Source organism: Hydrogenophaga sp. L99 (assembly GCF_058731905.1).
Genome location: NZ_CM178972.1, coordinates 188,127 through 209,137, shown reverse-complemented (window position 1 = coordinate 209,137; position 21,011 = coordinate 188,127). Strand labels below are relative to the sequence as shown.

Here is a 21,011-nt window from a genome sequence, read left to right as displayed (position 1 = left end):
AGCACGCGGGAAGCCATGGGGAGGACGCTCAGTCCTTGACCGCGGTCATGAGAATCCAGCCATCGGCCTCGTCGCTGACGCTCAATGCCACCCATGGGGCATAGGCTTCACGCAATTCATCGGCCTGGCGCGCCAATATGCCGGCCAGCACCAAGTGGCCGCCCGAGCGCACGTGGGCACAGAGCAAGGGCGCCAGCACCTTGAGCGGCGTAGCCAGAATGTTGGCGAGCACCAGATCAAACGTGCCATGGGCCAGGTCGGGCAAACCCGCGGCCAGCGTCACATGGTTGGCCGCAGCGTTGAGGCCGGTCGACTCGACGGCGGCGGGGTCGATGTCCACCGCCACAATGTCTCGCGCACCAAACTTGGCAGCACCAATCGCCAAAATACCCGAGCCGCAGCCGTAGTCCAGCACGCGCTGGCCAGACCAGTCGCGCTGCGCGGTCCAGCGCAGGCACATGCGGGTGGTGGGGTGCGTACCGGTCCCAAATGCCAGGCCGGGGTCGAGCCGGATCACCTGCTCTGCGGCGGCAGGCGGCTCGTGCCAAGTGGGCACGATCCAGAAACTAGGGGTGATGTCCACCGGGGCAAACTGAGACTGCGTCAAGCGCACCCAGTCCTGCTCGGGAACCGCCTGCACGCCCTGCACGGCGCAGCCTTCAAAAAAGTCTTGCAAGGCCAACAAGGTGGCCGCTTCGCGGGCCGCAGCTTCTTGCGGAAACAGCGCCACCACACGGGACCGTTGCCAGCCCTCTTTGGGCGGCGGCATGCCCGGCTCACCAAACATGGCCGACTCGGCCTCCGTCAGGGCGTCGGCGTCTTCCACCGACACGCTCAGGGCGTCAAGCGCCACGAGCGCGTCGCCGACCTGCTCAACGGCAGCCTCTGGCGCCAGCAGGACCAGTTCGAACAGCGTCCCGGCTACCGGGGGGTGGGGATCGGGTTCAACGTTCACGCTGCGACAGCCATTCTTCCAAGTAATGGATATTGGTACCGCCGGCAATGAAGCTGGCGTCCACCATGAGCTCACGGTGCAGCGGGATGTTGGTTTTGATACCTTCGATCACCGTCTCGGCCAACGCCGTGCGCATGCGGGCCAGCGCCTGCTCGCGGGTGTCACCGTGCACGATGATCTTGCCGATCATGGAGTCGTAGTTGGGTGGCACAAAATAGTTGGTGTAGGCGTGCGAATCCACGCGCACCCCAGGACCACCGGGCGCATGCCACGTGGTGATGCGACCCGGCGAGGGGGTGAACTTGTAGGCGTCTTCGGCGTTGATACGGCACTCGATCGAGTGGCCACGCAACTGCACCTGGCGCTGGGTAAACGGCAGTTTTTCACCGGCGGCCACCGCAATCTGGGTGCGCACAATGTCCACACCCGAAATCCATTCGGTCACCGGGTGCTCCACCTGCACACGGGTGTTCATTTCGATGAAATAGAACTCGCCGTTTTCGTACAGAAACTCAAAGGTGCCCGCACCGCGGTAGCTGATCTTTTTGCAGGCGGCAGCACAACGCTCACCAATCTTCTCAATCAGGCGGCGTGGAATCCCAGGCGCAGGCGCCTCTTCAATCACCTTCTGGTGGCGGCGCTGCATGGAACAATCGCGCTCGCCCAAATACACGGCGTTGCGGTGCGTGTCCGCCAGAATCTGAATTTCAATGTGGCGCGGGTTTTGGAGAAACTTCTCCATGTACACCTCGGGGTTGCCAAACGCAGCGCCGGCTTCGGCTTTGGTTGTTTGCACCGCGTGCAACAAAGCAGCCTCGGTGTGCACCACACGCATGCCACGCCCACCGCCACCGCCTGCGGCTTTGATGATCACCGGGTAACCCACCGCCTTGGCGGTGCGCTTGATGATGATCGGGTCGTCCGGCAGAGCACCTTCGGAGCCGGGCACGCAGGGCACACCGGCGCGGATCATGGCCTGCTTGGCCGACACCTTGTCGCCCATCAACCGGATGGACTCGGGCGTTGGGCCAATGAAGGTGAAGCCGCTTTTTTCCACACGTTCGGCGAAATCGGCGTTTTCCGACAGAAAACCGTAGCCAGGGTGGATGGCCTCAGCGTCGGTCACCTCGGCGGCCGAAATGATGGCCGGCATGTTGAGGTAGCTGTGGGTGCTGGACGCTGGACCGATGCAGACGGCCTCGTCGGCCAGGCGCACATATTTGGCGTCGCGGTCGGCTTCGGAATACACCATCACCGCTTTGATGCCCATTTCCCGGCAAGCCCGTTGCACCCGCAGTGCAATCTCCCCCCGGTTGGCGATCAGAATTTTCTTGAACATGCGCGCCAAGCCCTTTATTCGATCACGTACAGAGGCTGGCCGTATTCCACCGCCTGACCGTTGTCCACCAAAATCTTGGTCACGGTGCCCGACTTGTCGGCCTCGATCTCGTTGAGGATCTTCATCGCTTCGACGATGCAGATGGTTTCGCCTTCTTTGATCGTGTCACCCAGTTCCACAAAGGGCTTGGCGCCCGGGCTGGAGGCACGGTAGAACGTGCCGACCATGGGCGACTTGACAATGTGACCCGTGGGCTCTGCGGCGGCTGCCGGCACCGCTGGGGCCAGTGCCTCTGCAGGAACGGCGGCCGCAGGCGCGGCCTGGGGCGCCGGAGCAACGGTGTAAGACACGGGTGCTGCAAAACCAGCGGGGGCGCTCTTGACGATGCGCACCTTGCCTTCGGCCTCGGTGATTTCCAGCTCAGACACGTTCGACTCGGAAACGAGGTCGATCAGGGTCTTCAGTTTTCTCAAATCCATGGTTTCTCCAACGAAAATCGCTTAAGTTGACTCAAATGCCATCAAATTCAGACAAATCGAGGCATGCCAACCCATCGGGTGCCGCAGTGTACACGATGAAAACGCCGCTGGCGTCGCCGGCCATCAACTCAAAAAGGCACGCCTGCCGCACCAAACCATCAGAGGTCTGACGCCGATATTGGCGGACTTTACCCGTTTTTCAATGAATGTTGTCGCATGTAACGGAAAGAGCGCACTTGAGGGCGCCCCTGTGCGACGAGCTACCCGAACGACCGACCGCAGTCAGACCAGCTGGACCCATTGGGCCAGATCGGCCTCCGAGACTTTGCCAATTTTCCGGTGCAGCACCGTCCCGGCAGCCCCCATGACCACGGTATAAGGCAGCCCCCCGGTGGGGTTGCCCAGATCCCGACTGAGCTGGGTACCGGCCAGTCCTGCCATGCCCACCGGGAAGTCCAGCGGTATTTTTTGCAAGAAGCTGCGCACGGCGCTGGGCTGGTCCACCGCCAGCCCGAGCACCTGCCAGCCCCGGGGCGCGTGGGTGCGGTAAAAAGCATTGAGCAAAGGCAGCTCTTCCACACAGGGTGGGCACCAGGTGGCCCAGAAATTCACCAGCAGCGGCTTGCCGCGCCAGCTGGCTAGGTCCACCGCCTCGCCTTGCGGACCCTCAAACTGGCTGGCCCAGAAGGCGGCCTCGGCATCCGTGGCGACAGGATTGGGCTGGTAACGCCACCAGGCAACCCCTACGCCGGCGGCGCCCGCCGCCGCGGCCACGCCCGTCATCAAAAGTGTGCGTCGGTTCGGTGTCATGGCAAGTGCTCTTGTGTTTCGGTGGGGGTTTGCGCCATCAGCGTGCGCAGGGCGGGCGCATCACCGCGGGGTTTGCGGCCTTGTGCGTCGGGCTTGAGGGCGCCGCGCAAATCGTCGAGGTCGTGCACCATCAGGTGCACCAGCACCCATTGGCCCAGCGCATCGCAGCGGGTGCGCAGCGTGAGCGCCTGCACCGGCTCACCGCGCCAGCCGTTGACCGTACCCGGGTGGTACTCCACGCGGTGGTCCAACAGCGCCAGCTCGGCCGACTTGGGGTCGTCGCAAAACAGCTGTATGTAAATATCGCTGTGGCGGGTGGCGGTGCCATGCCAGACCGCGCCGCCCAGATGCGGACGAAAGGCGGACAGTCGACCCATCCACAGCAGGGCCACGTCACGCAGCGCCTGGAGTTCGACGGCCTGGGTTTCAGGGCAAAAAACCGCAATGTATTCGCGAACCGCGGCGTCCAGGGTGGCGTTGTCGGGCAAGGCGGTGCGCGCATTCAGGCCCAGTTGCTTCACGGCGCGGCGCTTGGCAGCGGCGTATTCCAGCCCTTCTTCCACCACCAGGCGCGCAGCCACGGCAGCTATTTCGTTGTTGATGCTGTCCCGGTAGGCGTCCATGCGGAGATTGTGCCCGCTGCCAAGCGGGCTTGCGGGCCTCCCCGGCCATTCCCGCACGGGCGCCTAAAATCGCTGGATGCATATTCATATTCTGGGCATTTGTGGCACGTTCATGGGCGGCCTGGCCGCGCTGGCCCGCGAGGCGGGGCACCGGGTCACCGGCTGTGACGCTGGTGTCTACCCCCCCATGAGCGACCAGCTGCGCGCGCTGGGCATCGATCTGATTGAAGGCTTTGAAGCCGACCAGATGGCCCTGGCACCCGATGTGTATGTGGTCGGCAATGTGATCAGCCGTGCCAGACGCCCCGACGGAACGCCGAAGTTTCCGCTCATGGAAGCCATCCTCGAAGCCGGTGCACCCTACACCAGCGGCCCGCAGTGGCTGGCCGAGCAGGTGCTGCAAGGGCGCCACGTGATGGCGGTTGCCGGCACCCACGGCAAGACGACCACCACCGCCATGCTGACCTGGATTCTGGAATCGGCCGGCCTGCAGCCGGGCTTTTTGATTGGCGGCGTCCCGATGAATTTCGGCGTGTCGGCCAGACTGGGCGCGGCGCAGCGTCCGCAGGGGGCGGCATCACCGGACGGTGGCCCCGCAGCCAAAGCGCCGGTGTTCGTGATCGAGGCCGACGAATACGACACCGCGTTTTTTGACAAACGCAGCAAGTTTGTGCACTACCGGCCCCGAACTGCCATTTTGAACAACTTGGAATTCGACCACGCCGACATCTTTGACGACCTGAGCGCCATCGAACGCCAGTTTCACCACCTGGTGCGCACCGTGCCTGGCTCGGGCCGGGTGGTGGCCAACGGGCTTGAGGAGTCGCTGGACCGGGTCCTGCACATGGGGCTGTGGAGCGAACTGCGCAGCTTTGGCGCAGCGGTGAGCGACTTCACGGCGCAAGGCGAGGCGCATGCCTTTGACGTGCTGCAACGCGGCCAGGTGGTGGCGCGTGTGGAATGGGCGCTGACCGGCACCCACAACCAGCTCAACGCGCTGGCCACCATCGCGGCGGCTGAACACGTGGGCGTGACGCCCGCGCAAGCGGCGCTGGCCCTGGCCAGCTTCGAAAATGTGCGCCGCCGCATGGAGGTGCGCGGTACTGTGGCACGCGAGGGCCATTCCATCACGGTGTATGACGACTTCGCCCACCACCCCACGGCCATCCGAACAACGCTGGACGGACTCAAGCGCCGGTTGAGCCTGGCGCAAGCCGGTGGTGGCCGCATCCTGGCGGTGTTTGAGCCCCGCAGCAACACCATGAAACTGGGCACCATGAAGTCGCAACTGCCCTGGAGTCTGGAGGCCGCTGACCTCGCGTTTTGCCATGCAGGCGGGTTGGACTGGGACGCCGCCGAAGCCCTGCGGCCCATGGGTGCTCGTGCGCAAGTGGCGCACAACCTGGACGAGCTGGTGGCCCAGGTGGTGGCGGCCGCTCAGCCGGGCGACCACATCGTCTGCATGAGCAACGGTGGCTTTGGCGGTGTGCATGGCCGCCTGCTGACAGCCTTGGCCTAACAGGCTCCCGGGCTGGAGGAGCCCGCCCGCCAGCTCGGCGGGCGCCCGTCAATAGGACAGTGTTTGGCTCCGAACGTCCACCGACACCACCGGTTTGGCCAGCGCTGCACTGGCCGCTTTGGCAAAGGCCATGGCCCAAGGCCGGTGCGCTTCATCGCGAAAGCGCTCTTCACCAGCCGCCTGCGCCACACACAAAATCTTGTCGGCCGTCAGCACCTTGCCGGTGGACCGGATAGGGTCGCAGCCCAAAAAAGTGAATTGCTCGTCCAGCCATGTTCGGGCCAGATCGTGAGGCATGGGCTGCACTTCTTCCAGATCGAAACGGTAGGTGGACGGCTCACCCCAGGTCACGGTCACTTGACTGCGCATGCGGACAACTCCTTGAATACGGTACAGGGTACTTAAAACACCACCACATTGTGCCCTGACCGCTGCAAGCGGGCACACTCAATGGCTACCGGGCAAAGGCATGGGTACGGTCAGGTCGTTGGACACCCGCAGCGGCGAATGGTGCGCTTCGCGCATGATGCTGGAAGTCGCAAACACCTCGGAATGGCCCGATCGGGTCATGGCCAGGGTGTCGGGTACGGCTTGGTCAAGCTGCATGGCCACCATCGCACGGCGTACCGTGGGCTCAGCGCGCCGCGCACTGTCGGGGTCGCTGGTGATACCGCCCGCGTAATACAACGATGCCAGGTGGTGCGCCAGCTCGGCAGCAGGCGCACCGGTGCGCTCGCGCAACTCATTTAGCGTGGCGGGTTTCACCATCAGTTCGCGCATGATGAGCAGGTGCAGATCATCGAACCAGCGCGCCGGCATGGAAGGTACCCGGCGCAGGAAAATCGTTTGCTCGCGGTAGCGCTCCGGCAGCACATCGCGCAGGGTGCGTACCGCATAGGTCCACATCACGCGGTGCAACGGCAGCCGGATGAAAGACGAAGGAATGTCGTTGGCCAGGGCCGGGCGGCGCACCCATTCGGCCATCGACAGGTCAACCGGGCGCGCCGGAATCAGCAGCCCCACCTGCCAGCGGTCCAGATCGATCACCGCCAGCAGCTTGTTGTCGTGGGTGACGTGCACCACGCCCCCTTTGTAATGGGCCACACGGTCAACCAACTGTGCGCCCAGCGCAAACTGGGTGCGCAATGGACGCAACCAGGCCTCAAAGCGCTGCAAACGCTGGCGCACACTTTTTTCGCTGTCGGCCTCAAAAAATTCGGCCGAGGCAAAGCCTTCGGGCAAGGGGCTGGCAAAAGCCAGCGGGCGGTCTACCTCGGCCCGGTTGAGCGTGAGGCGCTCGCCCGTGCCGTGGGGATGGCGAATCACCACCGCGTCGCGCCCCAACACGTCCACCGACTCCCCGTAAATCATCCAGGCATCGGCCATGTGCGGATCGCAAGTGCGCCATTCGGGCCAGCCCGGCTGCGCCTGCGACGCCCAGGCCATCAGGCGCTGGCTCAGCAACTCGGGAAACCCCAGCAAACCCAGCCGCAGCACCGGTTGTTCCACACACACTCCCTAGATTTTTTGAATACCCAAACCGCACAGACACCGTTTGCACACCCGTTGATAGACCACTTGCTTTGGAGAATATCAAGTAGCCGTGCAACCGGCAATGGCACGGCACCCCGGCAGAGTCGCCAGAGCGCGCGCCGAGCACTCAAATGGGGGAAGTTGCATCACATCAGCCCGCTTTTTGGCGGGCGCTTTGAACCGCCTGCGACAGCACTTCCAGCGCTTGCAGAGAGTCTCCCCAGCCGAGACAGGCGTCCGTGATGCTCTGGCCATAGGTCAGCTTGCCCATGTCGTCTTTGCCCGGTGTGAATTTCTGCGCACCGGCTTCAATGTGGCTTTCAATCATCACACCAAACACACTGCGCGAGCCTGCCGTGATCTGGCTGGCGATCTCACGCGCCACATCCAGCTGCTTTTCGTGCTGCTTGCTGCTGTTGGCGTGGCTGCAGTCCACCATCAGGCGGGCCGGCAGCTTCGCGGCCTCCAGCTCTTTCACGGCAGCAGCCACACTGGCCGCGTCGTAATTGGGCGCCTTGCCGCCTCGCAGAATCACGTGGCAGTCCGGGTTGCCGTTGGTCTGCACAATAGCCACCTGGCCGTTTTTGTGGACCGACAAAAAGTGGTGACCGCGCGCCGCCGCCTGGATGGCATCGGTCGCGATTTTGATGTTGCCGTCGGTGCCGTTCTTGAACCCGATGGGTGCGGACAGGCCGGATGCCAGCTCGCGGTGCACCTGGCTTTCGGTGGTGCGCGCGCCGATGGCGCCCCAGCTGATCAAATCACCAATGTATTGCGGCGAAATCACATCCAAAAATTCGCTGCCGGCGGGCAAGCCCAGGCGGTTGATTTCAATCAGCAACTGGCGCGCGATACGCAGGCCTTCATCGATGCGAAAGCTCTCGTCCAGGTAGGGGTCGTTGATCAGCCCTTTCCAGCCCACGGTGGTACGAGGCTTTTCGAAGTACACGCGCATCACGATTTCCAGCGTGTCGGCGTATTTTTCACGCAGCGGTTTCAAGCGGCGGGCGTAGTCGATCGCCGCGGCTGGGTCGTGAATGGAGCATGGGCCAATCACCACCAGCAAACGCTGGTCTTTGCCGTGCAGGATGTTGTGAATGCGCTGTCGGGTCTGGCTGATCAGGGCCTCCACCGGCGTGCCGCCGATGGGGAAAAAGCGGATCAAATGCTCTGGGGGTGGCAACACCGTGATGTCCTTGATGCGTTCGTCGTCGGTCTGGCTGGTTTTGTCGACAGGACGGGCGTGCCAGGCATCGGCGCTGACAGGATTGGCTTTGGCATTCATCAAGGGACTCCTCGGGTTGATACAAAACGAAAGTGGCGAAAAAAAACCGCCGGGCTGAGGGCTCCGGCGGTTTGATCGAGATTCGGTGATGCGCTTACAGCTTCGCCTCTCGTCCGCCGGGGACTGAGAACCAAAAATAAAAGGCAAAAACAAAGCGCGTTTTCATAAGAGACCAATGTAGCACAGCCGGCATGACGCCTGTCTTACAGCGCCCGTCAGGCGGTACCGCCCACGGTGAGACCGTCGATGCGCAAGGTGGGCTGGCCCACGCCCACAGGCACGCTCTGGCCTTCTTTGCCGCAGGTGCCCACACCGCTGTCGAGCTTCATGTCGTTGCCGATCATGCTCACGCGGGTGAGCGAATCGGGGCCATTGCCCACCAGCGTGGCGCCCTTCACGGGGTACTGGATCTTTCCGTTTTCCACCCAGTAAGCCTGGCTGGCGGAAAACACGAACTTGCCACTGGTGATGTCGACCTGACCGCCACCGAAATTGACGGCGTACAAGCCTTTTTTGATGCTGGCCACGATCTCTTCAGGGCTTTTGTCACCACCCAGCATGTAGGTGTTGGTCATGCGCGGCATGGGCACGTGGGCGTAGCTTTCGCGCCGGCCATTGCCCGTGGGCTTCACACCCATCAGGCGTGCATTCATCGAATCCTGGATGTAGCCACGCAAAATACCGTCTTCGATCAACACGTTTTTCTGCGACGGATGGCCTTCGTCGTCCACGTTGAGCGAACCGCGGCGGTCGGGGATGGTGCCGTCGTCGAGCACCGTCACGCCCTTGGCCGCCACACGCTGCCCAATACGGCCGGCAAAGGCGCTGGAGCCCTTGCGGTTGAAGTCGCCTTCAAGGCCATGGCCCACCGCTTCGTGCAGCAAAATGCCTGGCCAGCCCGAACCCAGCACCACCACCATTTCGCCCGCCGGTGCGGGGCGCGCATCCAGGTTGGTCAGCGCCGACGCCACCGCCTCGTCCACATACTGCTGCACCATGGCTTCGTCAAAATAGGCCAAGCCAAAGCGGCCACCGCCACCCGACGAGCCCACTTCGCGGCGCCCTTTTTGCTCGGCAATCACCGTCACCGACAAACGGATCAGTGGGCGCACGTCGGCTGCCATGGTGCCGTCGGCTCGGGCCACCAGCACCACGTCGTATTCACTGGCCAAGCCGGCCATCACCTGCACCACACGCGGATCTTTGGCCTTGGCCATGCGCTCCGCGGTTTCCAGGAGCGCCACTTTGGCGGTGCTGTCCAGCGTGCTAATCGGGTCCAGCTCCGGGTACAGTGAGCGCGACTTGGCCACTTTGGTGGACGGTGTGCGCACCTTGCGCCCCTGGCCCTGGGCGGAAATGGAGCGCACCGTGTGCGCGGCATCGATCAACGAGTCCAACGAGAGGTCGTCCGAATAGGCAAAAGCGGTCTTTTCCCCGCTAACAGCCCGCACGCCCACACCTTGGTCGATGCTGAAGCTGCCGGTTTTGACAATGCCCTCTTCCAGGCTCCAGCCCTCGCTGCGGGTGTATTGAAAATACAGGTCGGCGTCGTCCACACCGTGCGACATGATTTCACCCAACGCCCTTTGCAGGTGCGAGGTGTTCAAGCCGTAGGGATCGAGCAAGAGGCTCTGGGCGCTGGCCAGACGGGCCAAGGTGGGTTCACGTGCAATCATGGCCCCATTGTAAGAAGGACCGGCGGGGCGCGCCGGGGCATGGTCTTGAAGCTGCATGCCCTCCCACGCGGACTACCTCAAGACTGCATGAGCCGCTTGGACTTGGCGATCGACATCAGCATGCCCAGCCCCACCCCCAGCGTGATCATGGCGGTGCCGCCGTAGCTCACAAAAGGCAGGGGAACGCCCACCACCGGCAAAATGCCGCTCACCATGCCCATGTTGACAAAGGCGTAAACAAAAATGTTGAGCGTGAGTGCACCCGCCAGCAACCGGGCGAACAGCGTAGGCGCTTCCAGCGCAATGATGAGGCCGCGCACCACCAGGAAGATGAACGCCACCATGAGCCCCAAGGTGCCCATCAGCCCGAATTCTTCCGAAAACGCGGCATAAATGAAGTCGGTGGTGCGCTCGGGGATGAATTCAAGGTGGGTCTGGGTGCCCTGCATGAAACCCTTGCCCCACAGACCGCCCGAACCGATGGCGATCATGCCCTGGATGATGTGGAAGCCCTTGCCCAACGGGTCTTTGGACGGGTCCAGGAGCGTGCAAACCCGCTGGCGCTGGTATTCGCGCAAAACCTTCCAGTCCACATCGGGCGCACACCATTGCGGCTCCATGGCAATCAGCACGATGATGCCGATGGCACCGAGCAACACCGGCGGCACGATGAGCTTCCAGCTCAAACCAGCGAAAAAGATCACAAACAGACCCGAGGCCACCACCAGCAGAGTGGTGCCCAGGTCGGGCTGTTTCAATATCAGCGCAGCGGGCACCGCCAGCAACAAGCCCGCCACCACGAAGTCCAGCGGCTTGAGCTGGCCTTCCCGGCGCTGAAACCACCAGGCCAGCATCAGCGGCATGGCAATTTTGAGCAATTCGCTCGGCTGAATGACGATGCCCATGTTCAGCCACCGCTGCGAACCTTTTCGCTCGATCCCAAACAGCTCGACCCCCAGCAGCAGCAGCACACCCAGCACGTACATCGGCACAGCCAGCGCCATCAAGCGCTGCGGCGGCACCTGCGCCACCAGAAACAGCACACCCGCTGCCAGCAGCATGTTGCGCCCGTGGGTGGCAAACCGTGTCCCGTGGTCAAAACCCACCGAATACATGGTCATGAGGCCCAGACCCGCCAGCAGCAGCACCGCCAGCACCAACGGGCCATCAAACCCCTGAAAGATCGGGGCGATGCGTTGCAGCAGGTTGGGTTTGTCAAAAGCGGCGGCCATGCAGCAATTATCCTTTGCATCATGACCGCCTGTTCTTCTGCCATCCGCAGCCCCCTGCCCACCACCCACCTGCTCTACTTGCACGGCTTTCGCTCGTCGCCACAGTCCATGAAGGCGCAGAAGGTGGCAGCCCGGGTGGCTGCTCAGCACCCAGGTGTGGTTTGGTGGTGCCCACAGTTGCCACCTTCGCCCAAGGAGGCCATGGCGCTGGTGATGGAAGGCGTGCGCGACTGGCCCCGCGAATCGATGGCGGTGGCTGGATCGTCGCTGGGTGGCTTCTATGCGCGCTGGCTGTCCATGCAAACCGGCTGCGCCAAAACGGTGTTGCTCAACCCGGCCGTGTTTCCCGCGCGCGACCTGCTCAAGTACGTGGGCGAACAGACCAGCTGGCACGATCCGAGCGAGCACTTCGTTTTCCAGCCCGCTTATGTGGACGAACTGCTCACCCTGGAGCGCGACGCCGCGCGCCTGGCGGCGCTGCAACCCGCCCAGCCAGAGCGGCAATGGGCGATCGTGGCGCAAGGCGACGAGGTGCTGGACTGGCGCGAGATGCTGGCGTTTTGCGCGGGCGGTGCGGTGCGCCTGCTGCCGGGCAGCGACCACGCCATCAGCGACTTTGACGAGCACATCGACGCGATGTTCGAGTTTTTGAACCTCACAAACTGATTCCGCCGGGCCAAAACCGCCCGCATGGGACAATCTCGCGCATGCACATTTTGTTTGATGAAGCCGGCAAACTGCTGACCGGCCGCCTCCTGTCAGAGGCCGAAAGCTCGCTCCAGGTTGAGCTCGATTCCGGTAAGCGCGTGAAGGTGAAGGCAGCCAACGCCTTGCTGCGCTTTGAAAAGCCCGCACCGAGCCAGCTCATGCCGGCCGCCGCCGCGCTGGCCGACAGCATGGAGCTGGAACTGGCCTACGAATTTGCCCCCGAAGAAGAATTCGGATTTGCCGACCTGGCGCGCGAGTATTTCAGCGCCAGTGCGGGTACCGAGCAGCAGGTCGCGGCGCTGCTGTGCCTGCATGGCGCACCGCACTATTTCCGCCGCGCCGGCAAGGGCCGCTACAAAAAGGCCCCCGCCGACATCTTGGCCCAAGCGCTGGCCGCCATTGAGAAGAAAAAGCAGGTTCAGGCGCAAATAGAAACCTGGGCCGCCGAACTGGCCAACGGGCAATGCCCGGACCCCGTGCGCCAGCAGCTTTACAAGATTTTGTTCAAGCCAGACAAAAACGCGCCCGAATACAAGGCGGTGGTGGAAGCCGCCCGCAACAGCCACACCGCGCCGCTGGCGCTGCTGCAAAACGCGGGGGCCATCTCCAGCGCCTACCAGTTCCACTGGCAGCGCTTTTTGTTCGACCAGTTCCCCAAAGGCACCGGGTTTGCGCCGCTGCAGGCACCGGTCATTGCCGACGATCTGCCTCTGGCACCGGTGCAGGCGTTTTCCATTGACGACTCGCACACCACCGAAATCGACGACGCGCTGTCGATCCAGGGCCTGGGCAGCGGCACCGTCACGCTGGGCATCCACATTGCCGCGCCCGGCCTGGCGGTGCTGCCCGACGGCCCCATCGACCAGGTGGCGCGCAACCGCCTGTCCACCGTGTACATGCCGGGCCACAAGATCACCATGCTGCCCGACGAGGTGGTGCAGGCCTACACGCTGGAGGCTGGACGCGACTGCCCGGCGCTGTCGCTGTACGTCACCCTGGACGAAGCCACGCTGGCCATTCAAGAGCGGCGCACCGTGCTGGAACGGGTGTCGATTGCCCACAACCTGCGCCACGACCAGCTGGACACGGTGATCACCGAAGACTGGCTGAACGGCGCAGCCCCGGCCAGTGAGGCCATTGTTGAGGCGCACATTGAAGTGCTGCAACCCCAGTTGGCCTTTATTTTTCGGCTGGCGCGCCACCTGAAAGCGCAGCGCGAGGTGGTGCGCGGCAAGCCCGAAAACTTCTCTCGGCCCGACTACACCTTCCGACTCGAAGGTGTGGTGGGCGACGAGCCGGCGGGTGACGAAACCGTGGTCATTGGCACCCGCCAGCGCGGCGCGCCGTTGGACCTGATGGTGGCCGAGGCCATGATTTTGGCCAACAGCAGCTGGGGGCAGTGGCTGGCGGAATGCGGCGTCCCCGGCATTTACCGCAGCCAGGCCAGCTTGCAGCCCGGCGTGAAGGTGCGCATGGGCACCAAGGCGCAGCCGCACGCCGGCATTGGCGTGCCCAGCTATGCGTGGAGCACATCGCCCCTGCGCCGCTACGTGGACATGGTCAACCAGTGGCAGATCATTGCCTGCGTGCGCCATGGCAAAACCGCGGCACTGGCCGCGCCCTTCAAACCCAAAGACGCCAACCTGTTCGCCGTCATCAGCGCGTTCGACGCGGCCTACTCGGCCTACAACGGCTTCCAGAACGGCATGGAGCGCTACTGGACGCTGCAGCACCTGAAGCAAAACCACATCACCGAAGTGACCGCGACGCTGATCAAGGACAACCTGGTGCGTGCCGACACCCTGCCGTTGGTGTTGCCGGTGATGGGCGCCGACGGCCTGCCCCGTGGTGCCCATGTGCGCGTGCGCCTGGGCGAGGTGGACGACATCACGCTGGACATCCATGGCACGGTGATTGAGCGCCTCGACCTCCCGGTTGAGGATTTGTCCGAGGACAACGGGGATTCGGGTGAAGACGACGAAGCGCTGGCGGCCCCGCTGGCGCTGGCGATTGACGTGGACGACGCCACCCCAACCGCCGACCCAACGCCGACCGACAGCGCCAGCTGAACGCAACCCGCCAGCCTAACCGCAGCCAAGGATAATTTCGGCGTGAAAACGGTCCTGATGTTCTTCAAACACCTGAGCACGCTGCAGCTTGCGCTGACCGTGTCGGTGGTGGTGCATGCGGGCTTGCTGACGGTGCGTTTTGTCGACCCAGAAGGCTTCAACCGCGTGTTTCAGGACACGCCGCTGGAGGTCATTTTGGTGAACGCCAAGAGCGACGAACGGCCTGAGAAGGCGACGGCGATTGCCCAGGCCTCGCTGGCGGGCGGCGGCGATGCCGACAAAGGCCGCGCCACTTCGCCGCTGCCGCCCAACACCCAGGCCCGCCTGGGCGACGCCACCGAAGAGGACGAACAGCAGATTGAAGCGCTCAAGGAGCGGCAAAACCAGATCCTGGCGCAGGTGCGCAAACAGCTGGCCAACATGCCTCCGCCCGACCTGGAAGCGGTAAGCCCCAACCCCGCGGCGGTCGAACGCGAACAGAAGCGCCAGGCGCTGGTGAAGATCCTTGCCGAGATTGAAAAACGCATCAACGAAGAAAACCAGCGCCCGAAGAAGCGCTACATCAGCCCGGCCACGCGGGAAGAGGTGTACGCCATCTATTACGACGAATTGCGCCGCAAGATCGAAGACCGGGGCACCAGCAACTTTCCAGAAACCGGCGGTCGCAAACTCTACGGCGAGCTCACCATGATCATCACCGTCAACCACACGGGCAACGTGCTGCACACCGAAGTGGTGCAACCGTCGGGCAACACCACCCTGGACCGCAGGGCCCAGGCGATCGTTCGCGGGCTGGAATTTGGCCGCTTCAGCGACGCCATGCGCCGCCGGGCCGACCAGATCGTGGTCGTGTCGCGCTTTCGTTTCACCCGCGACGAGACGCTGAAAACCCAGCTCTCAAGCCAATAAGACCGCGCCGCCATGAAATCGCTTGGACGCTGGGTGCTGTGGCTGTTGCTGGCTGGCGTGTCGCTACAAGTCTTCTTTGTGTTGCGGGTGGCGCTCATGGTGGTGGTGGACCCACACAGCACCGCCTTCATGCGCTCGGAGGCCTGGCGCATCGCCGGCGCCAGCCTGGGCAGCGACAAAGCGGGGCGCTGGTCTCACCAATGGGTGGACTACGACCAGATCAGCCCACACCTGAAGCGCGCGATCATGGCGTCTGAGGACGCCGGCTTTGCCCACCACGGCGGCGTGGACTGGACGGCGATCGAAGCGGCCTGGGAAAAAAACGAGCGGCGGCAGGCGCTGGCCGAGAAGCGCGCCGAACAGATTGAGCGCCGACTGGCCAAAAAGCCCGAAGCCGCCGAGGCGGCCGTGAAAGCCATCAAACCCGCCAAGATCATTGGCGGCTCCACCATCACCCAGCAACTGGCCAAAAACCTGCTGCTCTCAGGCGAGCGCAACCTGCTGCGCAAAGGGCAGGAACTGCTGCTGACCCTCACACTGGAAGCGCTGCTGAGCAAGCGCCGCATTCTGGAGATTTACCTCAACAGCGTGGAATGGGGCGAAGGCGTTTTTGGTGCCGAAGCCGCGGCACAACGCTACTTCAAGAAGCCGGCCGCCAAGCTCAGCCCGCAAGAGGCTGCCCGGCTCGCCGTGATGCTGCCCAGCCCCAAGTTTTTTGAGACACGCCAAAACTCGGCCTACCTGGCTCGCCGCACCGGCACCATCGTGGCCCGCATGGGCGACGTGCGCGCGCCATGAGACTGCCCCACCTCGCTTCGCACCTTCCGCTCGGCGGGGGGCGACGCCTGCGGTCGGTCGGGGGCCGTTCTGCGGTAGCGCCGGGCAGGGCACGCTCACCGTTGGCTTTTGGCGTTTTTGCAGGCTCTGCATGAACTGGCGTGCCCAGGCCATGGGCTTGTTTTTGCTGGGTTTTGTGCGCGTGCTAACAGGTGCGCAAGCGCGTTGGCACGGCTGCCCGCCCAAGGCCGAGCAGCGCATTTACTTTGCCAACCATCAGAGCCACGCCGACCTGGTGTTGATCTGGGCCGCACTGCCTAGCTCGCTGCGCAGCATCACCCGCCCGATCGCCGCGCGCGACTACTGGACAGCGTCCAACTTCAAGCGCTGGATCACCACCGAAGTGTTCAACGCGGTGTATGTGGAGCGCGAGCGCAAGGGCGACGAGGACCCCCTGCAACCCCTGGTCAGCGCGCTGGAAGGTGGCGACTCGTTGATTTTGTTCCCCGAAGGCACGCGGGGGTTTGACGAAGACCCGCAACCCTTTAAATCGGGCCTGTACAACCTGGCTCAGCGTTTTCCAGATGTGGTGCTGGTACCCACCTGGATACACAACGTGCAGCGCGTCATGCCCAAGGGCGAGGTGGTGCCGGTGCCGGTGCTGTGTTCGGTCACGTTTGGCGAGCCGGTAAAACTGGGGGCTGACGAACCGCGCGCCGATTTTTTAAACCGTGCCAGAGCGGCCGTGATGGCCTTGCGAGACGTCTGAATGGGCTCCTTTTTGCGCAGTCTGACGCCCGAGCAACAGGTGAGCCTGTTGTTTGTGGGCGTGTTTGGCTTGCTGTTGCTGGCCAGCGTGGCGGGCGTGTTGATGTCGCTGCGCGAGCGGCGCTCTGACAGCGCCGAAGAAACCGGCCGCGAACTGCGCCGCCACGACAACCAGGCGCTGCTGCGCACCTCGTGGATGGTGGCGCTGGTGTTCTGGATCGGCTGGGCGCTGGGCGACGGCGCGGGCATTGTGCTGTTTGGCCTCATCTCGTTTTTTGTGCTCCGTGAATTCATCAGCCTCTCGCCCACCCGACGCAGTGACCACCGCAGCCTGGTGCTCGCGTTCTTCCTGGTGCTGCCGCTGCAATACGCCCTCGTCTGGACCCAGCATTTCGACCTCTTCACGGTCTTCATTCCGGTCTATGTGTTTCTCGCCATTCCGGCGGTGAGCGCGCTGGGCAACGACCCCCAGCGCTTTCTGGAGCGCAACGCCAAGCTGCAGTGGGGCATCATGGTGTGCGTCTACGGCCTGAGCCATGTGCCTGCCTTGCTGCTGCTCGACTTTCCGCGTTTCGCTGGCCGAGAAGCCTTTTTGGTGTTCTTTCTGGTGCTGGTGGTGCAAACCTGCATGCTGGTGCAGCACCTGATGGCCAGGGGACTGCGGCGCCCGGTGGCGCCCGCCATCAGCGAGAGCTTTCACTGGCGCAGCTGGGCCTGGGGACTGCTGGCTGGTGGCCTGCTGGGCGCCTTGCTCTCGGGCTTCACGCCCTTCAAGCCGCTGCCAGCGCTGGGCATGGCCCTGGTGGCTTGCGTGGCCGGCACGCTGGGGCACCTGGTCATGAAAGCCATCAAGCGCGACCGCGGCGTGACCCACTGGGGCTCGGCAGGTCGCTCGGTCACCGGGGCCAGCGGCTTGCTGGACCGCGTGGATGCGCTGTGTTTTGCGGCGCCGGTGTTCTTCCACTCGGTTCGCTGGACCTTCCTATGAGAATTCTCGGCATTGACCCCGGCTTGCAGTGCACCGGGTTCGGCGTGATCGACACCGAAGGCCAAGCTCTGCACTATGTCGCCAGCGGCACCATACAGACCAGCCCCAAAGACGGCGCCCTGTTGCCAGAACGGCTGAAAATTTTGTTTGACGGCATCAGTGAAGTAGTCAAGCGTTACGAGCCCGAGGTATCGGCCTGCGAAATCGTGTTTGTGAACGTGAACCCGCAGGCCACGCTGCTGCTGGGCCAGGCCCGGGGCTGTTGCCTCACAGCGTTGGTGGCCAACGGCCTGAGCGTGGCCGAATACACCGCGCTACAGCTGAAAAAGGCGGTGGTGGGTTACGGCCGCGCCGACAAGGCGCAGATGCAGGAAATGGTGAAGCGCCTGCTGCAACTGCCCGGCCTGCCCGGCAAAGACGCCGCCGACGCCCTGGGCCTGTGCATCACCCACGCCCAGGTGGCGCGTTCGGTGGCGGCGATCAACAAGGTCAGCGCGCTGCAGGCCCGCACACACGCGGCCTACAAGGGCGGCCGAAGTTATTGACCCCCTGCGCCGGCCTTGCAGGCCGTCACCCCCTGGGGGCACCACCTCAACCATACAAGCCGGTTCCACGGTGTCCTGGGCTGGGCGCAGTGCGCCTACAGCAGCCGCTCCAGCACGAGCACGCCGAAGAACCCGAGCGCCGCGATCACGGTCCACTTCAGGATGATCATCCCCCACTGGCGAAAGTAGGCTTTGCCGGTGCCAATGTAAAACGCGAAGCACACGCCGGCGGCGATGAGCAAAAAGAAGAGGGTGAAGCGAAACAGCAGCATGGCAATGCGCCCTACCAAGCCGGTGCCAGTTGCGCGAAACCCGTCGGGGCGTCGCGGTCGCGCTCAAAACTCACGATCTCGTAGGCATCGGGCTGCGCCAGCAGAGCGCGCAACAGTTGGTTGTTCATGGCGTGACCGCTGCGAAACGCGCTGTAAGCCGCCAGCAGCGGTTTGCCCACGATGTAAAGGTCGCCAATGGCGTCCAGAATCTTGTGCTTCACGAACTCGTCCTGGTAGCGCAGGCCGTCGGCGTTGAGCACCTTCACGTCATCCATGACGATCGCGTTGTCCAGCCCACCGCCCATGGCCAAGCCGTGTGAGCGCATCATTTCCACATCGCGCGTGAAACCAAAGGTGCGGGCACGCGCGATTTCACGGGCGTAGGTCCCGCTGCCAAAGTCGAACTCGACCCGCTGCCCCGTGGAGCTCACCGCTGGGTGGTCAAACTCGATTTCGAAGCTCAGTTTGTAGCCGTGGTAAGGGTCCAGCCGCGCCCACTTCAGGTTGCTGCCCTCGCCCTCGCGCACCTCCACCGGCCGTATGACCCGGATGAAGCGCTTGGGCGCCTTTTGCATCACGATGCCCGCACTTTGCAGCAGGTAAACGAACGAGGCCGACGAGCCATCCAGAATGGGCACCTCTTCAGCCGTGATGTCCACATACAGGTTGTCCAGGCCCAGCCCGGCTGCCGCACTCATGAGGTGTTCGATGGTGTGCACCTTCACACCCCCGTTGGAAATGGTGGACGCCAGCCGGGTGTCGGTGACCGACGTGGCTGTGACCGCAATCTCCACCGGCTCGGGCAAATCGACACGGCGAAACACGATGCCCGTGTCCGGCGGCGCAGGCCGCAACGTCAACTCCACCCGCTGACCGCTGTGCAGGCCCACGCCGACGGCTTTGGTCAAGGATTTGAGGGTACGTTGAGCAAGCATCCAGCAATTTTAATTTTTTGAGCGGTTTCGCGCTGGGCAGGAAAACTATCCCGGTGATTGAACCCAACAAACCCAGACTGAGATTGATCGAACGGAAAGCGTAACGAGCGCTCCGAGGTGGCGCTGAAGCGCGGAGCCGTACTTGCGTACGGCGAGCACTGCAGGCGCCAGATCGGAGGGCGCAGTAGCTTTACGTCGATCAATCAGCTTGTTTGCGCAGGAAGGCGGGGATCTCAAAGTCGTCCATCCCGCCCGAAGCCAGCGCGTCCACCTTGGCCGCGGCCTGGGTGCGGTTGGTGCGCCACACGCTGGGCACGGCCATGGAGTTGTAGTCGGGCTGGGCATGGCCGGCACCTGGGCCACCCACCGCGGCGTTCATGGTGGGCACGTTGAATGGCACGTTGTCGGTGCCGGTGCGCAGCACCTGCAGCGGGGGCGCGGTGCGGCGCATGCCCTGGCGGCTCAGGCCGGTGGCCACCACGGTCACGCGCATTTCTTCACCCAGGCTGTCGTCGTAGGCAGCGCCGTAAATGACGTGCGCATCGGGCGAAGCGTAGGCCTTGATGGCGGTCATGGCTTCCTTGGACTCCTTGAGCTTCAGGGAACCCTTGGACGCCGTCACCAGCACCAGCACGCCTTTGGCGCCGGACAGGTCCACGCCCTCCAGCAGCGGGCAGGCCACGGCTTGCTCGGCGGCAATGCGGGCGCGGTCAGGGCCAGCGGCCACGGCGGTGCCCATCATGGCCTTGCCGGGTTCGCCCATCACGGTGCGCACGTCTTCAAAGTCGACGTTCACGTTGCCGTATTCGTTGATGATCTCGGCGATACCGCCCACGGCGTTTTTCAGCACGTCGTTGGCGTGGGCGAAGGCTTCGTCCTGGGTCACGTCGTCACCCAGCACGTCCAGCAGCTTCTCGTTCAGCACCACGATCAGCGAGTCCACGTTGGCTTCGAGCTCGGTCAGACCGGTGTCGGCGTTGGTCATGCGGCGGCCGCCTTCCCAGTCGAACGGCTTGGTGACCACGCCCACAGTGAGGATGCCCATTTCCTTGGCCACACGGGCGATCACGGGTGCCGCACCGGTGCCGGTGCCGCCACCCATGCCGGCGGTGATGAACAGCATGTGAGCGCCTTCGATGGCCGAACGGATTTCGTCAACCGCCAACTCTGCGGCATCGCGGCCTTTTTCGGGCTTGCTGCCAGCGCCCAGGCCCGTGGCACCGAGCTGAATGGTCTTGTGGGCGGCGCTGCGAGACAGGGATTGCGCGTCGGTGTTGGCACAGATGAATTCCACGCCCTGCACGCTGCGCGAAATCATGTGCTCCACGGCGTTGCCGCCGCCACCGCCCACACCAATCACCTTGATCTGGGTGCCCAGGTTGAACTCTTCCACTTCAATCATTTCGATGCTCATTTTTCTCTCCTGTTGTGCCCTTGAACCTGTGTTTCAGGGCGTTGTTTCAATGTCAAACCGTTGTTGTCTTGCGTGGGGTGGCCGCTGCGCGGCCCCGGCATCATCCAGGCGGCCCGGTGCAGGCCGTACATCGGTGCACCGGGTAGTGGCCCGCAGCGCCTCGGCGCGCGGGGCA

General features: G+C 63.6%; 21 protein-coding genes. 8 read left to right on the top strand and 13 right to left on the bottom strand.

Going from position 1 to position 21,011, the window contains the following annotated elements; translation table 11 throughout:
* Positions 1 to 28: 28 nt before the first annotated feature.
* The 5 genes from prmA to AC4QBL_RS00885 form a co-directional block, all read right to left on the bottom strand.
* On the bottom strand, positions 29 to 913 hold the full coding sequence (prmA, locus tag AC4QBL_RS00905) for a 50S ribosomal protein L11 methyltransferase (protein WP_472906854.1): 885 nt from the start codon (positions 911 to 913) through the stop codon (positions 29 to 31).
* Positions 914 to 944: 31 nt separating this feature from the next.
* Positions 945 to 2,294: an acetyl-CoA carboxylase biotin carboxylase subunit gene (gene accC, locus AC4QBL_RS00900; RefSeq protein WP_472900944.1), complete on the bottom strand. Its 1,350-nt coding sequence runs from the start codon at positions 2,292 to 2,294 to the stop codon at positions 945 to 947.
* A 14-nt stretch (positions 2,295 to 2,308) separates the two neighbouring features.
* The gene (gene accB / locus AC4QBL_RS00895; protein WP_472906800.1) at positions 2,309 to 2,773 is read right to left on the bottom strand and encodes an acetyl-CoA carboxylase biotin carboxyl carrier protein; all 465 of its coding nucleotides are present in this window, start codon (positions 2,771 to 2,773) and stop codon (positions 2,309 to 2,311) included.
* A 282-nt stretch (positions 2,774 to 3,055) separates the two neighbouring features.
* On the bottom strand, positions 3,056 to 3,583 hold the full coding sequence (locus AC4QBL_RS00890) for a TlpA family protein disulfide reductase (protein ID WP_472906801.1): 528 nt from the start codon (positions 3,581 to 3,583) through the stop codon (positions 3,056 to 3,058).
* A complete protein-coding gene (locus AC4QBL_RS00885; RefSeq protein ID WP_472906802.1) occupies positions 3,580 to 4,206 on the bottom strand; it encodes a hypothetical protein in 627 nt (208 codons plus the stop codon). The genes AC4QBL_RS00890 and AC4QBL_RS00885 overlap by 4 nt, the downstream gene beginning before the upstream one ends.
* A 76-nt stretch (positions 4,207 to 4,282) precedes the next feature.
* Between AC4QBL_RS00885 and mpl the strand changes: the two genes are divergently transcribed.
* Complete coding sequence (gene mpl / locus AC4QBL_RS00880) at positions 4,283 to 5,725, top strand: UDP-N-acetylmuramate:L-alanyl-gamma-D-glutamyl-meso-diaminopimelate ligase (RefSeq protein ID WP_472906803.1); 1,443 nt, start codon at positions 4,283 to 4,285, stop codon at positions 5,723 to 5,725.
* Between the two features lie 48 nt (positions 5,726 to 5,773).
* Here the strand turns inward: mpl and AC4QBL_RS00875 are convergent, their stop codons facing one another.
* The 5 genes from AC4QBL_RS00875 to rodA all read right to left on the bottom strand — a co-directional run bounded on the left by AC4QBL_RS00875 (position 5,774) and on the right by rodA (position 11,451).
* Positions 5,774 to 6,094, bottom strand: a complete 321-nt coding sequence (locus AC4QBL_RS00875) for a hypothetical protein (RefSeq protein WP_472906804.1) — start codon at positions 6,092 to 6,094, stop codon at positions 5,774 to 5,776.
* 78 nt (positions 6,095 to 6,172) lie between these two features.
* Entirely contained in the window at positions 6,173 to 7,234 is a 1,062-nt protein-coding gene (locus AC4QBL_RS00870) for a winged helix-turn-helix domain-containing protein (protein ID WP_472906805.1), read from the bottom strand.
* A gap of 175 nt (positions 7,235 to 7,409) precedes the next feature.
* Positions 7,410 to 8,543, bottom strand: a complete 1,134-nt coding sequence (locus tag AC4QBL_RS00865; protein ID WP_472900937.1) for a 3-deoxy-7-phosphoheptulonate synthase — start codon at positions 8,541 to 8,543, stop codon at positions 7,410 to 7,412.
* A gap of 215 nt (positions 8,544 to 8,758) precedes the next feature.
* Entirely contained in the window at positions 8,759 to 10,219 is a 1,461-nt protein-coding gene (gene tldD / locus AC4QBL_RS00860; RefSeq protein WP_472906806.1) for a metalloprotease TldD, read from the bottom strand.
* 77 nt (positions 10,220 to 10,296) lie between these two features.
* Positions 10,297 to 11,451, bottom strand: a complete 1,155-nt coding sequence (rodA, locus tag AC4QBL_RS00855; protein WP_472900935.1) for a rod shape-determining protein RodA — start codon at positions 11,449 to 11,451, stop codon at positions 10,297 to 10,299.
* Between the two features lie 21 nt (positions 11,452 to 11,472).
* Between rodA and AC4QBL_RS00850 the strand changes: the two genes are divergently transcribed.
* From AC4QBL_RS00850 to ruvC, 7 genes are all read left to right on the top strand, one after another.
* Positions 11,473 to 12,117: a YqiA/YcfP family alpha/beta fold hydrolase gene (locus tag AC4QBL_RS00850; protein WP_472906807.1), complete on the top strand. Its 645-nt coding sequence runs from the start codon at positions 11,473 to 11,475 to the stop codon at positions 12,115 to 12,117.
* A 41-nt stretch (positions 12,118 to 12,158) separates the two neighbouring features.
* On the top strand, positions 12,159 to 14,228 hold the full coding sequence (locus AC4QBL_RS00845; protein WP_472906808.1) for a ribonuclease catalytic domain-containing protein: 2,070 nt from the start codon (positions 12,159 to 12,161) through the stop codon (positions 14,226 to 14,228).
* 57 nt (positions 14,229 to 14,285) lie between these two features.
* Complete coding sequence (locus AC4QBL_RS00840) at positions 14,286 to 15,137, top strand: energy transducer TonB (protein ID WP_472906855.1); 852 nt, start codon at positions 14,286 to 14,288, stop codon at positions 15,135 to 15,137.
* A gap of 12 nt (positions 15,138 to 15,149) precedes the next feature.
* A complete protein-coding gene (locus AC4QBL_RS00835) occupies positions 15,150 to 15,935 on the top strand; it encodes a transglycosylase domain-containing protein (RefSeq protein ID WP_472906809.1) in 786 nt (261 codons plus the stop codon).
* 130 nt (positions 15,936 to 16,065) lie between these two features.
* Positions 16,066 to 16,683: a lysophospholipid acyltransferase family protein gene (locus AC4QBL_RS00830; RefSeq protein WP_472906810.1), complete on the top strand. Its 618-nt coding sequence runs from the start codon at positions 16,066 to 16,068 to the stop codon at positions 16,681 to 16,683.
* Positions 16,684 to 17,670: a phosphatidate cytidylyltransferase gene (locus tag AC4QBL_RS00825; RefSeq protein ID WP_472906811.1), complete on the top strand. Its 987-nt coding sequence runs from the start codon at positions 16,684 to 16,686 to the stop codon at positions 17,668 to 17,670.
* The gene (gene ruvC / locus AC4QBL_RS00820; protein WP_472906812.1) at positions 17,667 to 18,215 is read left to right on the top strand and encodes a crossover junction endodeoxyribonuclease RuvC; all 549 of its coding nucleotides are present in this window, start codon (positions 17,667 to 17,669) and stop codon (positions 18,213 to 18,215) included. The genes AC4QBL_RS00825 and ruvC overlap by 4 nt, the downstream gene beginning before the upstream one ends.
* A gap of 95 nt (positions 18,216 to 18,310) precedes the next feature.
* Here the strand turns inward: ruvC and AC4QBL_RS00815 are convergent, their stop codons facing one another.
* From AC4QBL_RS00815 to ftsZ, 3 genes are all read right to left on the bottom strand, one after another.
* Positions 18,311 to 18,487, bottom strand: a complete 177-nt coding sequence (locus AC4QBL_RS00815; protein ID WP_472906813.1) for a hypothetical protein — start codon at positions 18,485 to 18,487, stop codon at positions 18,311 to 18,313.
* An 11-nt stretch (positions 18,488 to 18,498) separates the two neighbouring features.
* On the bottom strand, positions 18,499 to 19,422 hold the full coding sequence (lpxC, locus tag AC4QBL_RS00810; protein ID WP_472900927.1) for a UDP-3-O-acyl-N-acetylglucosamine deacetylase: 924 nt from the start codon (positions 19,420 to 19,422) through the stop codon (positions 18,499 to 18,501).
* Positions 19,423 to 19,621: 199 nt separating this feature from the next.
* Positions 19,622 to 20,836 carry a cell division protein FtsZ gene (gene ftsZ / locus AC4QBL_RS00805; protein ID WP_472906814.1) on the bottom strand — a complete coding sequence of 405 codons (1,215 nt, stop codon included), beginning with the start codon at positions 20,834 to 20,836 and terminating at the stop codon, positions 19,622 to 19,624.
* Positions 20,837 to 21,011 lie beyond the last annotated feature (175 nt).